The sequence below is a fragment of the Leptospira fainei serovar Hurstbridge str. BUT 6 genome, from assembly GCF_000306235.2.
In the GTDB taxonomy this organism is placed as follows: Bacteria; Spirochaetota; Leptospiria; order Leptospirales; family Leptospiraceae; genus Leptospira_B; species Leptospira_B fainei.
The window spans coordinates 913277-927828 of sequence record NZ_AKWZ02000010.1 but is presented as its reverse complement, the minus strand read 5'-3'; the positions used below and the strand labels follow the sequence as shown (position 1 = coordinate 927828).

Sequence of the window (14552 nt, the reverse complement as noted above, 5' to 3'; positions counted from 1 at the left end):
AATCGCCGATTAGTCAAGGGTTTTACGAACCGAATCGGAGATCTTTGCGACGGCAATCTGGATCTCCTCCTCGGTAATGCATAAAGGCGGTGCAAATCGAATCGTATGATCGTGCGTTTGTTTAGCAAGTAACCCTCGCTCTAACAAATCGTAGCATATTTTTTTGGCTATGGATCCGCCCGATTTTTCCGGAAAGAATTCGACTGCATTAAGTAGTCCTTTCCCGCGCACCTGCCTTATTTTATCAGGATATTCTTTATGGAGAATTTCCATAGCTTCCCGAAATTCAACTCCGCGTTGTTCGGCATTATCGGGGAGTTTTTCCTCAAGGATAACTTGAACCGCTGTCTTTGCAACTGCCGATGCCAGAGGGTTACCGCCGAAGGTGGATCCATGTTCCCCCGGTTTTAAAGTCAAAATGACTTCATCTGAAGATAGAACGGCCGATACGGGCAAAGTTCCTCCCGATAAGGCCTTTCCTAAAACTAGCAGGTCCGGTTTTACATTCTCGTGATCGGCCGCCAGTAGTTTTCCGGTCCGCCCTAGTCCGGTTTGAATCTCATCAAGAATAAGCAATACGTTCTTTTCACGGCATAATTGGGAAATTTTCTTTAAATATCCGATATCCGGTAAGATAACTCCTGCTTCTCCTTGGATAGGTTCGACCATGAACCCTGCTACATTAGAATCTTCTAATTCTTTTTCTAATGCATGAACGTCGTTATAAGGTATGACAGTAAATCCCGGAATGAAAGGACCGAATTCTCTCCGACTATTCGGGTCCGTTGACGCTGAAATGGCGCCTAAACTTCTCCCCCAAAAATTTCCCGAAGCGAAAACGATTTTTGCCTTGTCTTGAGAAATTCCCTTTACTTGATAGCCCCATTTACGAGTTAATTTCACAGCGGTTTCGGCGGCCTCTACTCCGGTGTTCATGGGGAGCATTCTATCGAAACCGAAGGTTTCGCATAAGAATTTCTCGGTGATACCTAATTGATCGTTATAGAATGCTCTGGAAGTTAATGTAAGCTTCTCGGATTGAGAGATTAAACTTTCGATGATGCGTGGATGGCAATGCCCTTGATTCACTGCGCTGTATGCCGATAAAAAATCGAAATATTTTTTTTCCTCGGTATCCCAAAGATAAATTCCTCTTCCTCTTTGTAATACGACGGGAAGGGGCTCATAATTGAAGGCGCCGAACTTTCTTTCCAAGTCAATGTATGATTGTGCGGATTGCGTAGGCATCGATACCTATTTCTATCTTACACATGAAGCTACAAGGAGATTTCAAGATTTCCCTTGACTTTTGAATGACGACACAATGAAAATTAGCGTATGAAAAATTTTCTTTCCAACATGAGAAGATTAATGTCGCTTAGCGCCTGTCTTATGTTCCTTTCATCTTGTTTATATACCAATATTAAATCTCCCGGATGGTATTATTCTCAAAGCTATACGGATGTTCGCGGAATGGAACCCGTTGGACGTTTAGCAGGAACATCATGTGGAACGAGCTGGTTTTGGTTGGTTTACACCGGCGACGAAAGTTATGAAAGCGCCGTTCAAAATGCCGTTAAGGATAAGGCCGATGTGCTTTTCGACGTACAAACAGATTACAGTTACAAGTCATTCGTATTCGGGTTGTATTTTGAGAAATGTACGCGCGTATCCGGAATCGGAGTTAAGCTCCCACAAAGGTTATTGAAAAAGGAATGAACTCCTTGTTTCGACGAACGGTTTTTGCGTATTTGCTACTGCTCATTCTGGAGGTATCGAATCTTGCTTCATGCATTCAGACGGGCGGTACAAGAGTATTGATTCGTAGAAATCCCGAACCTTATCCATCCGGTTTAGGTATTCCACCTGAAAACGACGTGAGGTTAAACGGCTTTCACTTTCGGGACCCTTCCATTCACTATGGTGCAAGCTCGACCGCGTTGAAGACGGGCGGTTTCGACGGATGGATTCGGGCCACCCTCTCCCTTCCGTTCAAGGATATGTTTCACACTTCTTTAGAAGGATGGGATTGGTCTGAACATAGAATCGTTCGATTTGAAGGAGAGAGCAAGGGATGCCAAACCGGAATCCGATTGGTACTGCCTCTTAAACAAGGATCGACGGACAGTTATATACCGGTTAACTTTGTCTTCGGCCCCACTAGCTTTTATGAAGAATTACAAAGTAAAATGAAGGAAAATTCAATCGAAGCTCTTTTTGATAGCCGTCTCGATTTGGAAAATACGGCCTACTTATTCGGAATTTTTCGTAGGAAATGCATTCGGTTTCGCAGTTATGGAATTCAAAAATTCTAAAAATCTTCCACTATTCTTTGCAGCCTTTTTCGGATTCACCGGGGTAGCATTTGGCGCTTTTGGAGCCCATGGGTTAAAAGCGGTCTTAAGTCCGGATTTACTGATCATCTTTGAAACCGGAGCTCGATATCAGCTGATTCATTCCGTCGTTTTGCTGATATTAGCGCTCAGCAATAAATGGAGTGAATCGAAAGAATTAAGAATCGGATATTGGTTGATATTTTCCGGAATTTTAATATTCTCCGGTTCGCTTTATACGCTATCGATCACCGGAATTAAAATTCTAGGAGCGATTACCCCGTTCGGCGGAATTGCCTTACTTCTGGGATGGGGGTTTCTCGGTTATAGCGGAATAAAAGGAAGATGAATGTTAGGCCAAAGAGTTCACTTTGGCCCCGGGATTTACTTCGTTATATGAAAGTTAAAATTAGCATTCCCGAATTTTCCGTAAAGGCGTAGCCAGATAGGAAGAAGCATTTCGGTAGACCGAGCTCCGGTAATGTCCCCTAGATCTAATACGTTCTTCCATCCGAAGTCTTCCGTTAAAAGCTTCACGACCGTCGCCTTTGCAGCTGCATCATTTCCGGAAATGAAAACATCGTGATCGCCTTTCACCAAAGTCGAATCCACCATCAGACTGCAATTCATCGTGTTTAACGTTTTAACGACGAATGTTTCGGGAAATTCTCTTTGAATCGCTTCTCCTAAAGAATCCGTATTGCTAATGAACAACGAGGGGGGCATACCTTTGGAGAAATCCAAAGGATTGGAAACATCGACTAGAATTTTTCCACTAAGAGTTGTTGTTCCTGCCAGCCTTAAGGCATCGATGGAGATATCTCCTTTTGTGCAGTTAAAAATAATTTGTCCGAATTCTGCGGCATCTTTAAAAGTACCCTGCGAGGCCTTGCTTCCGGCCGCCGCCACCCATTGCATTGCTTTTTCGTTCTTTGCCGTTCGAGAACCCATTTTCACTTCATGATTTCTTTGAACTAGTTTGTGTCCGATCGTGTTTCCGACTATTCCAGTTCCAAGTATTCCGATTTTCATGCTTTTTTCCTCCCTGATTAGACCCGTATGCTTTCTAAAATAATAACTCAGAAGGTTAAAATTTGCGATCGGCTTAGCAAATGTAAGGAAGGGAAGATTGGAAAAATCTGTATCAGAAAAAGAGTAAGAATCTGTAGCTTTTATTATACGGGTTTTTTCGTATAATAAAAGCTATTCATTATTGATTAAAGGATCGTGATCGATTTTTCCTAGCGAAGTGCGAAAGGAGGACAATCGAATGAATAAAATGTCATACGAAATTTTTCAGATAGATGCGTTTGCGGACCGGTTATTTCGCGGGAATCCTGCCGCCGTTATTCCGTGGAAAGGAGACTGGCCGAACGATCAATTGCTGATTCAAATTGCCTCGGAAAATAATTTATCTGAAACGGCTTTCTTTCGCAGGACAAAGAAAGAGGATGAGTTTGAATTGAGATGGTTTACTCCGGAAGTCGAAGTTGATCTATGCGGTCACGCAACATTGGCAACGGCGGCAGTAATTTTCGATTACGGGATGGATATAGAAACCGGAAATAGATCGGTTCTCCACTTTCATAGTAAGAGCGGAATTTTGGAGGTCGGGAAAGAGGATGAATTGCTATATTTGAATTTTCCTTCACTCCCTCCCAAATCGTTGGATGTTAATCCGGAACTTTTAAAATGTTTTTCGATAAAACCGCAATCTTTGCTGCAGGCAAGAGACGCAGTTTTTGTTTTCGAGAGCGAAGAAGAAGTTCGACAATTGGAGCCCGATTTCGACGCGATTAAACGAATTCCCTTTTTTGCAGCGATTGCAACGGCTCCATCCGCATCGGGAAAAGAATATGATTTTGTTTCTCGATTTTTCGCCCCCGCTAAAGGGGTGCAGGAAGATCCCGTTACCGGTTCTGCTCATTGTACTTTAGTTCCGTATTGGTCGAAAAGATTACAAAAAAAGAATCTATCCGCTTTTCAAGTTTCTAAGCGGGGCGGTCATCTGATTTGCGAGGATAGGGGAGAACGAGTTAGGATAGGCGGGAAATGCGTTCTTTATCTCAAGGGGAATTTTTATCTCGAAGTTTAAAGTCGAATTAAAGTACGACTGTACTATTAAGACTATCCGACAAAATGAAACACTACGAGTCTCAAAGGTAATTTACGGTATAACTTTTTAGAGAGCTTCAACGTTTGCGAATTCCATTCATTAGCAAACGGACTAAGGTTTTCGCGGCGTCTTTCGCATTGTCTCGGGTTAAACCTAAGTTGTTTGTAAGCTGCTGTTCATTGATTAGAGTGGAAAAACCGTGAACAATCGACCATGCTGCCGACGCCATTTCCACCGGCGGATAATCGGAAACTTTTTCTTCATGGCAGGCCAAAACAGTTTCCCATAGTCTTAGAAACGCCGCCCTTCCCGCTTCTTGCAATTCCAATAGATCGTCTTTGGGACCTAGATCCGTATGCCACATTGCTCGATAATATCCTGGATTCTCTACGCAGAAGGACACATAGGCTATTCCGATTTTTTCGAGACGATCAATCGAATCCCCGGGAATCGCTTTCGCTTCCGCATCTAAAAAAGCTTTTGTAATTCCTATGAATCCATCTTTTGAAATTTCTGCCAGAAGATCTCTTCGGGAAGGAAAGTGCCGATAGGCCGCCGCGTGACTAACCTTCGCTTCTCTCGCTATTTCACGGATGGTAAAAGCAGAATCACTGCTTTCTTCTAATCTCTTTAAAGCTAGAGCTTTTAAAGTTTCCGCTAGGTTACCGTGATGATAAGCGCGTTCCGGCTTTTTAATTTTTTTTTTCGCGGGCATAAAAATTTCCTAAAAAAATGTTGACGTTGGTAACATTGAGTGTTACCGATAGTAACATTCCTTGATGGTATCTGAATTGGGACAAGTATTTCCCATTTTCGTATTTGGGAAAATAGAGGTTCATATGTCTGTGGAGTTGGTTTTTACGGTTCTTAGTCGGTTTGCACTAGTAGGATGGCTGTTGCTTGCGATCCTACCGAACATGAAGCTCACTAAAATCCTGATTCGAAGCGGTATCTGGTCAGCAATACTTTCGGCCGCTTACTTCCTAATATTGGCGACGCATAGAGGATCTGAAGGGAATTTTCAATCACTTGCCGGTGTTGCTTCGTTATTTTCCGATCCTTGGGTTCTCCTCGCCGGTTGGGTGCATTATCTTGCCTTCGATTTATTATTGGGAATTTGGGAGACGAAAGAGGCGGAATCGATCGGACTTTCGCGTTGGATTCTTATTCCCTGTCTATTTCTCACTCTCATGGTCGGGCCGATCGGTTTTTTAATATTTTATGTTATACGTACCATTAAAGGAGGATTCAATGTCAACTTATAGCATCTCGTTTCCGTTCTTGAGAGAGTCGGAAAGCTTTCTCTCTACTTTAAAAAGAAATCGCCCTCTTTCGTTTTTCGGCGGCATAATCGGCATATTGGTTCTACCGATATACTTTCTACTGATGGGATTCGATGGCAGAACGATATCCGGGATCAATCCATGGATTAAACCGGCCAAGTTCGCAATCTCAATCTGGATCTTTCTTTGGACGATGGGGTGGATTTTAAACTATCTGCAGGAATATCCTAAGTTTCGAGACCGAATTGAAAAATACTTCGTCATCGGTATGGCAGTCGAACTTTTTCTAATTACTCTTCAAGCCGCAAGAGGCGTGCCATCTCACTTTAATCAATCTACGATTTTGAATATGATCATTTATAGTATTATGGGATTGTTCATTTACCCGGTGATTCCCGCTGCCATCTGGATCGATCGCAAATTTAGAGATCCGATTAAAGGATTGGATATTAGGCTAAAAACCGCGATTCGGATTTCTCTATGGATATTTGTTTTCGCGTCCTTGACCGGCTCTTACATGACTGTAATTCTTTCGCATTCCGTCGGAGTGGCCGACGGAGGCGAAGGTCTTCCGTTTTTGAATTGGAGTAGGAGAGGCGGTGATATTAGGATCGCGCATTTTGTAGGAATTCATGCGCTCCAGATTTTACCGTTATTTGCATTGCTTGCAGTCAAAAATAATTGGTCGGAAAAAAGCGTTAAATACGCAGGGATAGCTTTGGTTTTCTTGACTAGCTCGATCTTTATTAATGCTCTACTCGGAAGGCCGCTACTATAATAATACAGCATCGTCAGGATTTACGGCGTTATAATGGAACGGATTAAATTGGTCGAAACTTTATTATTAGATAATCCGGCTATTGCCTCTCCGTTCCAAAGTAGAATTTGCCTTGTTTACGAATTAGCTTTCTGGTGATTAAACCTTCGGCTATGATTAGCAATCCATGTGCGGCCGCGTGTTTCTTTTCAACAGGCATATCTTGCTGCTTCGTCATAAGTTCGTGGACAAAAGCTCTCCTTTTCGGTTCCAATACCCCGAGCATCGAACCGCAAACTTTTTTGTCTCCGACCATAAAAGCCAAAGCCAATGTTTGAGGCGGAGTCTCGTTACAAAGATAATGAAGCGCTAAGTTATCGAAAAAAGATAACTCTTCGAATGATTTGAGAGTTAGTTCCTCGTCTTCTTCCTGGCTCATATGTTACTCCTGTTCCGATATCTTCGAAGAAAGATAATCGACTAAATATTTTGCGTTTGGACTTTCACCAGTCGCTTGAACGACGATTTCATCTGCTTGAAATTTTCTGCCTTTCAGATGAACATTTTCGCGTAACCATCGAAGTAGAGTCGTAGTGTTTCCCGCCCGCAATTCACTTAGAAAATCAGGATGCTTGGATAGGAAACCGGAATAAAGCTGAGCTGCATAGATATTTCCTAACGTATAGGTAGGGAAGTATCCAAAAGCGCCGCCGCTCCAATGGACGTCTTGAAGATAACCTTGGCTATCATTCGGTACTTCTATTCCGAGCAACTCCTTCATGCCGGCATTCCAAGCACCCGACAGATCCTTGAGCTTTAATTCGCGGCGTAGCAGCGCGCGCTCTAATCGGAATCTCAGAATTATATGGAGATTATAGGTGATTTGATCCGCTTCAACTCTAATCAGCGAGGGCTTTGCCCTATTAACGAATTTAAATAACTTAGCGAAAGGAAGATCTTTTTCAGAGATATTCAAGCCGCCGATAAACTCGGGATATACTGCCTCCCAAAACTCTTTAGATCGCCCTACTTGGTTCTCCCAGAGTCTGCTTTGTGATTCGTGAAGTCCGAGAGAAGCGGAATCCTTTAATGGAGAATAAGCTCCTTGGATCGACGAAATTCCCGTTTCATAAAGCGCATGGCCTGTTTCATGTAAGACGGAGTATACCGAGGATAAAGGATCGTCTTCGTCATACCTTGTAGTTATTCGTTTATCAAAGGAACCTAGCGAAGTGGAAAAAGGATGTGTACTTGCATCCAATCGGGAAATATTCTTGGGTAAACCGAGTAGTTCGGGCAATCGTTCATTAAAGGATTTCTGCGAGGAACCGGGGAATTTTCCTGTAAATGGAGAACTTGCATCCTTGGATTTTTTAACGAGCGGAACAAGAGATTTGCGAAGACTTTCAAACAAACTCTCTAAGGACTCAGCCGTTGCTCCTGCTTCGTAATCCTCTAATAAAGAATCGTAAGCTTCGGTTTCATAACCGAGATAATCCGTTTTTTGAAGAGTTAAATCCAGTAACTCCTGGAGGATTTTTATAAAAGCCGTTGAGTCATTTTTTTTTCGCGCATCGGCCCAGATGGAATGCGCTTGGCTAGTCAGCTTTGCAAACTTTTCCACCCACGAACCGGGTACGGAAGAAGCACGTTTTAGATCTCTGAACAAAAGCTCTAATTCCCGGCTTCGCAGTTCCTTTCCGGGAAGATTTTGCTTATTGTTTTCTTCGAAAGCTTTCTCAGCCGAAACTTTAAAAGTATCGATTGTAAAGGCTTCGTGTGCAATTCCCGAGAGCAATCCGATCTGCTCTGCTCGTTCTTCTTGTCCGGCTTCCGGTAAAGTGACTTCCATGTCCCAATGGAGAACGCTCAAAATATTTCGAAGGTGACTGATTCGTTCGAACTCTTTTCGATACTTCCAAAAAGCGGGGAGATCCTTCTCCCAATTCTTCAACTCAATTTCCCACATACAAAAATCACTCTTTTCGATTGACATCCTCCTAACCAACAAAAAACTATCCCTATCTTATCGCGGGCATGGTGTAATGGCTAGCACCGTAGCCTTCCAAGCTTCTAGTGAGGGTTCGAGTCCCTCTGCCCGCAAGTTTTTAGCGTCGACCTAGATCCTAAAATTCTCCCTTTAAAATCCGGGCATTACAGTGCTCTTTTGCAAACGCTGCCCTTAAATCGTTTAAACTTCGACCGGTTTTAAATACTTTATAAAATAAACTTTAATGCGTGATCTCCGCTCAAAAATTGCGGGTCGCGCCAATCCCAAACTCGGGAAGGATTTTCATCGACGCTTTGAGGACTTCGATTCCAGATAGTCGGGCCTAAATCAGCCGAAGCTCGAAAATGAAAAATGAAACTTAGTAAACACGCAATAAACCATAGAGTTCGGAAGGTTTTGCGCGATCGAATTTGTTGAGAAAGTTGTAATATGCCTTTTACAGTAAACCATAGAAAGAACGGAATCGTTTCGGTTAACAATCTCGGCCCGATGGAATGACCTCCCCACCACATATCGAAGCTGGCAAGAAGAATCAAATGTAGCCCTATGCAGATCAGAAACAGGATTGAAATAGGTAAATCCCGATCTTTATTCAATCGAAAAATCCCTACGAGAGATAAAACCAGGAAAGGGGACCAGATAAATAAGCCTCGGCCGGGACTAAAAAGCAATCCGGCAAAAGCTTCTCCGAATTTTTCGAATTGGAAAATTCGACCGGAATGATTCGAATAATAAGCCGGTAAAAAACTTCCATACATATAAAAAGTATAATACATGAAGAGGAGGAGGACGGGGGTTGCGGTAACTAATGTCCAAACCGCCTTTACTCTCTCTTTTGATAATAGAAAGAAGAATGTCGGAATGGAAACCAAAAGGGTCGTTGGGCGAACCCAAATTGCAAAACCGCAGATCAATCCGATCCAGAGAAGTTCTTTCTTTCCATAAATTCCCCGGATTAGAATATACATTAGTGCCGTATTCAATAGAAGGGCGCCGCTTTGTTGCCAGATGGCTCGACCGCCCGTCGATAATGCTGACGTTGCAAATGCAAAAAGAATGGAGAAATAAAACGCTTTTTGATAGCCGAACTTCTGCTTAAAACCCAAAAAGATGAACACCGTAGCCAAAGCCATCCATCCGGCCGCTACGAACTTACCCGCTTCGATAGAGTGGTTTAATATTTCCTTCGATCCGTTTATTTGGGTCATTAGAAATAATTGCGGAATTGCAAGAATCGAGACTCCGATCGGGAAAATATTATATTCTTTGCCTTTGAGGTTTATTAAGCCGTAATCCGTGAATTCTTTACGCAAGTCTTGGAACTCATCCAAATTCGTATCTCCGTGCAGAAGAATGCTCATCCCGGTAGGGATGTTCCAAATCGCATCCGAGCGAGGCGTAACCGGCAAGAGCACGTTTACGAAGAAAACGATAAAAAAGAGAAACGGAATACTATTTTTTTTCATTTAAGACTTTAGCGTTCTTTCATTCAATTAGAGATATTTTAAATTTAAATCGGCTACGAAGCTTCCTTTTCCAGTCTATCCGCTGCAAATGCTTCTTCCAATTGCTTGACAGCATTCTTAGAAAATGCGATGAGCTCTTTTTCATTATGGCGAACTTTGTATTGGCCTAATAGCATATCTTCGTCATACGCTCTGAATTTCTGAAGAATCGCCTCCACCTCGGACGGTAAGAAACCGAGTTCAATGAGAGCTTCTCCCCCTATCTCGAGTGACGAAGCAAAAGTGTCCCTGCGAATCGTCTCCACTCCCAGATCCATTAGATTAAAATAATGTGCTCTGTTTCTGGCGCGAGCAATGATCTGGAGATTCGGGAAGTTTTTCTTCACAAGTTCCGCAATTTTTAGGGATAATTCCATATCCTGTACCGCTAAGATCAGAATGTCGGCCTGAGCAGCTCCGGCTGAAACTAGCAAATCCAAACGACTCGCATCCCCATAATAGATCTTGTGACCGAATTTACGTGCGGCGCTAACTTGCTCGGCATTATGTTCCAACGCGGTGAATCCGATTTTATGTACGTAAAGCATTCTGCCGATGATTTGTCCGACGCGACCGAACCCGGCAATGATGACCCGATTTCTCTCGTCAATTACGTCTGCCGGTATTTCCTCTTCTTCGTTGAAATATGGGTCCAATAGTTTTTCTTTTAAAATCGTAAAGAAGGGGGTTAAAAGCATCGATATCGTAACGACTACGATCGAATATTCCGATATTTGTTTTTCAAGAATTCCGAATTGAACCGCTACATTCAGAATAACGAAAGCGAATTCTCCACCTTGGGAAATATTTAACGATAAGTTGATTGCTGATTCGTTATTTAAATTATTGAATCTACCGATGGCGTAAAGAACCAAGCCTTTGACGAGCATTAGACCGATTGCAATCCCGATTACAAAAAAAGGATTCATCGATAATATGTCCACATTCATCGACATTCCTACAGCCAAGAAAAATAGACCAAGCAGCAGTCCCTTAAACGGTTCTAAGTTTGCCTCCAGTTCGTGACGATATTCGGAATCGGCGAGAAGTACGCCTCCTAAAAACGATCCAAGAGCCATCGACAGGCCGACCATCTCCATAGCTAAGGCAACGCCTAAAACTAGCAAAAGAGAAAGTGCTACGAAAATCTCATGATTTCCGGAGGAAGCGATAATCCGAAATAAGGGCCGTGTCAGGTAGCGACCTCCCAAAACGACTAACAGAATCGCAAGTAAAGCTAAACCGAATTTAGTCGAGTCGAAGGCGACTTGATGGTCGGTAACCGAATTATTAAGTGCAGCAAGGGGAAGGATTGCCATGACGGGAATTACGGCAAGATCCTGGAATAATAGAATGGCAAATGCAGATCGACCGTGAGCAGTAGTTAATTGGTTTTTTTCGGCCAAGGATTGGAGCGCAAATGCAGTAGAAGAAAGAGAAAGACTGAGGCCTAAAAGAGACGCGGCTATCCAACCGATATGAAACGTCCATTCTATCAAAAAAGTTAATATACAAGACGTAATCACGACCTGCGCAAAGCCCATCCCGAAAACAGGTTTTCGAAGGACCCAAAGCGTTTGAGGGCGAAGCTCCAAACCGATTAGAAAAAGAAGTAAAACTACTCCGAACTCCGCAAAATGAAGTATTTCCGCGCCTCCCGTCACTAATCTTATTCCGTACGGACCGATTAGAATTCCTCCGGCTACGTAGCCGATGATGGATCCGATTCCTAATTTCTTAAAGATAGGAACGCAAAAGACCGCTGTTGCCAATAAAATAATCGCCGTGATTAGAATGCTCTGCTGTTCCATTCGAAATTACCTCGTGATTTTTCTCATTTCTGCTTACGAAGACTTCCGATTGACAGGAAGCGGATTGTTCAATCTTCTAAAGTTTAGAATATTCAGGTTATACATAAAAGACTCTAATATCGTATCGATAAAATAGCAATACAGCATATCGATATTAAGTTTAAATTAAGATTCTTTCTTACAATAAAAATAAATAGACTTGGTCTATTTATGAATAATTCTCGGAAACTTAAATCCGAATGTCAGGCTGCAATCCTGCACCGAAGAATTATGAACAATTTAAAAGTATCCATTGCGATCTGCATCTTCGGATTTTTCGTTTTCGGTTCTCCCCTTTTTTCAGAGGAAAATCGGAAGACTATTTCTTCGCCGGACGTAAAAAATTCGGAGAAAAATGAGAATATCCCCCCTGAAACGAAGGAGGTCGATTCTAATTCCTCCAAAGAACTTGAAGTCGATACAGATTCTGGGAAGAAACCTTTTCTTACGGAAAAAGATATCACAAATTCGTCTCCATTGAAGTTAGGATTTTTCGTAGATAGTTACTACAATGCAAGCCTTAATCGGCCAAATTCCAAGGAGGCTTCGTACACTACGCAGGCGACGCGAACCAACGAATTCAATATCAATTTGGCGTATTTGGACGCTAATTTCGAAACAAATAAATATCGGGGTCGGTTTGCCGTGCAGTTCGGAACGTCCGTTGCGGCGAATTACGTGGGGGAAGGAACTACCGGGAAGACAAGTAACGAATTTTCCGTTCGCAATATGCAGGAAGCCTATGGAGGAATCAAACTTGGAAAATCCACATGGTTGGATATGGGTATTTATTTTGGTCATTTGGGATACGAATCCTGGGTATCTCATGACAACTTCGTTTATACGAGATCCCTTTCGTTAGATAACGTACCCTATTACGTTTCCGGTGTTCGTCTAAGCGGAAAAATAACCGATAAACTGAAGTATCAACTACACTTGGACAACGGCTATCAAGTTGTAACGGATAATAACAAGGATGTCTCCGGCGGGTTTCGATTGGAATGGACTCCGTTGAAAAGCCTTATGTTTCGATGGAATACGTTTATGGGAAACGAATTGCCGACGGCGATACCCAAAGAAGTCCGTTACTATAATAATTTTATCGCAGAATGGAAACCTTCCGATTCTTGGATTGTCGCATCTTCGTTCGACGTCGCATATCAACGTAGGGCGGACGATCGCGACTTAATATATCTTCCCAACGGGCCGGCCTACATAAATAGGGATAGTTCCGCTTATCGACAGCTATATGCCGGAAATCTTTGGGTAGCTTATCGGTTTTTACCTGAATGGAGAATCGGTTCCCGCTTCGAAAGATATGTGGACCGAGAGCAGATGATCGTTCAAACCGGAACTTTACACGGTTTTCAAACCGGCGGTGCGACGACGACTTTGGATTATATTCCGAACGAGTTCTTTTTGGTTCGATTTACGTATCAATATCGGCTTTCGAGAGACGTAATCTATCCGAGAGAGGCTAACATGTCGAGATTGGATCGACAATTTATATTCTCCCTATCCATAAAAATCTAATTTTCCCTAAATTGAATATCTACGCGTTTATTCACACCGAGCGACGAAAAGATAGATAAATTTTGTTCGAATTCGGTTTTTGAACTTCAGTCCAACAATTCATTTTTAATAATAGAATTATTAAAAGTTCCTCTTGCAAGAAAAAATAGATTGCAAAAAATTTAATTGTATACAATCTAAATATATAAATCTGGAGAAATTGCACAATGGCGCAGAATCTATACGAATTAACCGCTACTCTGAATAGCGGAAAAGAAAAGAAATTGGAAGATTACAAAGGAAAGGTGCTTCTTATCGTTAACACGGCGAGTGAATGCGCCTTTACCCCGCAGTATAAAGGTCTTCAGGAAATGTACGATAAGTATAAATCTGAAGGATTGGAAATTTTAGGTTTTCCTTGCGATCAATTCGGGCATCAAGAACCTGGAAGCGACGTTGAAATTCAAAATTTCTGTCAGGTTAATTTCGGAGTGCAATTTCCTCTTTTCAAAAAAATAGAAGTAAACGGCGATGGAGCGCATCCTGTTTTTAAATATCTGAAGAAAGAAGCTCCGGGGCTTTTAGGAAAATCCATCAAATGGAATTTTACTAAGTTTCTCGTAGATAAACAAGGCAATGTAATTAAGCGTTTTTCTCCGACTACACCGCCGGAAAAAATCGACGAGAAAGTGAAGGAACTCCTTAAAAAGTGAGAGAGAATTCGTTAAGTCTAGATCGGCAAATATGTTTTCCGCTCTATGCATCCTCTAGGGTGGTGACGGCCTTGTACCGTCCTATCTTGGAGGAATTCGATCTAACGTATCCGCAATATATAGTACTTTTGGTATTGTGGGAAGAGGATGGAATACCGCTAAAAGAAATCGGAGATAAATTATTTTTAGATTCCGGTACGTTAACTCCATTGCTAAAAAAAATGGAAACGCAAGGTCTATTGACAAGGGAACGTTCGAGCGAAGACGAGCGATCACTTGTCGTAAAATTGACCGTGAAAGGGCGAAATCTTCGAAAAAAAGCCGCTTGCATTCCCGAAAGACTTTTTGCAGAATCCGGGCTCACTCAGGAAAAAGTGACTAAATTAAAGCGAGAGCTAGATGAGTTTCTGATATTACTCACGAATAAGCTGGGAAATTCCGCGTGACAAATCCCTTTACTCGGTAAGAATTG

The 14552-nt window shown here is 42.3% G+C and carries 16 protein-coding genes and 1 tRNA gene; 10 read left to right on the top strand and 7 right to left on the bottom strand.

The annotated features are described in order from the left end of the window. Positions 1–9: 9 nt before the first annotated feature. Positions 10–1248 carry an ornithine--oxo-acid transaminase gene (gene rocD / locus LEP1GSC058_RS13500; RefSeq protein ID WP_016549679.1) on the bottom strand — a complete coding sequence of 413 codons (1239 nt, stop codon included), beginning with the start codon at positions 1246–1248 and terminating at the stop codon, positions 10–12. Positions 1249–1359: 111 nt separating this feature from the next. On the opposite strand from rocD, the gene LEP1GSC058_RS13495 reads away from it, so the two are divergent. Genes LEP1GSC058_RS13495 through LEP1GSC058_RS13485 form a run of 3 tightly spaced genes read left to right on the top strand, consistent with a single transcriptional unit; the run spans position 1360 to position 2682 of the window. Continuing rightward, positions 1360–1719: a TRL-like family protein gene (locus tag LEP1GSC058_RS13495; RefSeq protein ID WP_156860714.1), complete on the top strand. Its 360-nt coding sequence runs from the start codon at positions 1360–1362 to the stop codon at positions 1717–1719. Then, complete coding sequence (locus LEP1GSC058_RS13490) at positions 1716–2315, top strand: hypothetical protein (protein WP_039948388.1); 600 nt, start codon at positions 1716–1718, stop codon at positions 2313–2315. The genes LEP1GSC058_RS13495 and LEP1GSC058_RS13490 overlap by 4 nt, the downstream gene beginning before the upstream one ends. Further along, complete coding sequence (locus tag LEP1GSC058_RS13485) at positions 2296–2682, top strand: DUF423 domain-containing protein (protein ID WP_016549833.1); 387 nt, start codon at positions 2296–2298, stop codon at positions 2680–2682. The genes LEP1GSC058_RS13490 and LEP1GSC058_RS13485 overlap by 20 nt, the downstream gene beginning before the upstream one ends. 35 nt (positions 2683–2717) lie before the next feature. On the opposite strand, the gene LEP1GSC058_RS13480 is transcribed toward LEP1GSC058_RS13485, so the two are convergent. After that, positions 2718–3365, bottom strand: a complete 648-nt coding sequence (locus LEP1GSC058_RS13480; protein ID WP_016549648.1) for an NADPH-dependent F420 reductase — start codon at positions 3363–3365, stop codon at positions 2718–2720. A gap of 238 nt (positions 3366–3603) precedes the next feature. On the opposite strand from LEP1GSC058_RS13480, the gene LEP1GSC058_RS13475 reads away from it, so the two are divergent. Further along, a complete protein-coding gene (locus tag LEP1GSC058_RS13475; protein ID WP_016550731.1) occupies positions 3604–4428 on the top strand; it encodes a PhzF family phenazine biosynthesis protein in 825 nt (274 codons plus the stop codon). 97 nt (positions 4429–4525) lie between these two features. Here the strand turns inward: LEP1GSC058_RS13475 and LEP1GSC058_RS13470 are convergent, their stop codons facing one another. Beyond that, positions 4526–5164, bottom strand: a complete 639-nt coding sequence (locus LEP1GSC058_RS13470) for a TetR/AcrR family transcriptional regulator (protein ID WP_016550038.1) — start codon at positions 5162–5164, stop codon at positions 4526–4528. Between the two features lie 124 nt (positions 5165–5288). Here LEP1GSC058_RS13470 and LEP1GSC058_RS13465 point away from each other — a divergent pair, with 124 nt between their 5' ends. Both LEP1GSC058_RS13465 and LEP1GSC058_RS13460 read left to right on the top strand, forming a co-directional pair. After that, entirely contained in the window at positions 5289–5714 is a 426-nt protein-coding gene (locus LEP1GSC058_RS13465; protein ID WP_039948648.1) for an ABA4-like family protein, read from the top strand. After that, on the top strand, positions 5701–6510 hold the full coding sequence (locus tag LEP1GSC058_RS13460; RefSeq protein ID WP_016550069.1) for a hypothetical protein: 810 nt from the start codon (positions 5701–5703) through the stop codon (positions 6508–6510). The genes LEP1GSC058_RS13465 and LEP1GSC058_RS13460 overlap by 14 nt, the downstream gene beginning before the upstream one ends. Positions 6511–6589: 79 nt before the next feature. Here LEP1GSC058_RS13460 and LEP1GSC058_RS13455 read toward each other — a convergent pair whose 3' ends face one another. Together LEP1GSC058_RS13455 and LEP1GSC058_RS13450 are read right to left on the bottom strand one after the other, a co-directional pair. Next, positions 6590–6928 (bottom strand): hypothetical protein, encoded by a 339-nt coding sequence (locus LEP1GSC058_RS13455; protein ID WP_016550219.1) that lies wholly within the window; start codon positions 6926–6928, stop codon positions 6590–6592. Between the two features lie 3 nt (positions 6929–6931). Further along, positions 6932–8458: a carboxypeptidase M32 gene (locus LEP1GSC058_RS13450; protein ID WP_039948387.1), complete on the bottom strand. Its 1527-nt coding sequence runs from the start codon at positions 8456–8458 to the stop codon at positions 6932–6934. A 62-nt stretch (positions 8459–8520) separates the two neighbouring features. Here LEP1GSC058_RS13450 and LEP1GSC058_RS13445 point away from each other — a divergent pair. Then, positions 8521–8592 (top strand) — tRNA-Gly (locus LEP1GSC058_RS13445). Between the two features lie 114 nt (positions 8593–8706). On the opposite strand, the gene LEP1GSC058_RS13440 is transcribed toward LEP1GSC058_RS13445, so the two are convergent. Together LEP1GSC058_RS13440 and LEP1GSC058_RS13435 are read right to left on the bottom strand one after the other, a co-directional pair. Then, positions 8707–9966 carry a glycosyltransferase family 39 protein gene (locus LEP1GSC058_RS13440; RefSeq protein WP_016550345.1) on the bottom strand — a complete coding sequence of 420 codons (1260 nt, stop codon included), beginning with the start codon at positions 9964–9966 and terminating at the stop codon, positions 8707–8709. Between the two features lie 53 nt (positions 9967–10019). Beyond that, positions 10020–11816, bottom strand: a complete 1797-nt coding sequence (locus LEP1GSC058_RS13435) for a monovalent cation:proton antiporter-2 (CPA2) family protein (RefSeq protein WP_016549599.1) — start codon at positions 11814–11816, stop codon at positions 10020–10022. 270 nt (positions 11817–12086) lie between these two features. Here LEP1GSC058_RS13435 and LEP1GSC058_RS13430 point away from each other — a divergent pair, with 270 nt between their 5' ends. The 3 genes from LEP1GSC058_RS13430 to LEP1GSC058_RS13420 all read left to right on the top strand — a co-directional run bounded on the left by LEP1GSC058_RS13430 (position 12087) and on the right by LEP1GSC058_RS13420 (position 14526). Then, positions 12087–13388: a porin gene (locus LEP1GSC058_RS13430; RefSeq protein WP_039948386.1), complete on the top strand. Its 1302-nt coding sequence runs from the start codon at positions 12087–12089 to the stop codon at positions 13386–13388. A 206-nt stretch (positions 13389–13594) separates the two neighbouring features. Further along, the gene (locus LEP1GSC058_RS13425; protein WP_016549902.1) at positions 13595–14080 is read left to right on the top strand and encodes a glutathione peroxidase; all 486 of its coding nucleotides are present in this window, start codon (positions 13595–13597) and stop codon (positions 14078–14080) included. Continuing rightward, the gene (locus tag LEP1GSC058_RS13420; RefSeq protein ID WP_039948385.1) at positions 14077–14526 is read left to right on the top strand and encodes a MarR family winged helix-turn-helix transcriptional regulator; all 450 of its coding nucleotides are present in this window, start codon (positions 14077–14079) and stop codon (positions 14524–14526) included. The genes LEP1GSC058_RS13425 and LEP1GSC058_RS13420 overlap by 4 nt, the downstream gene beginning before the upstream one ends. Positions 14527–14552 lie beyond the last annotated feature (26 nt).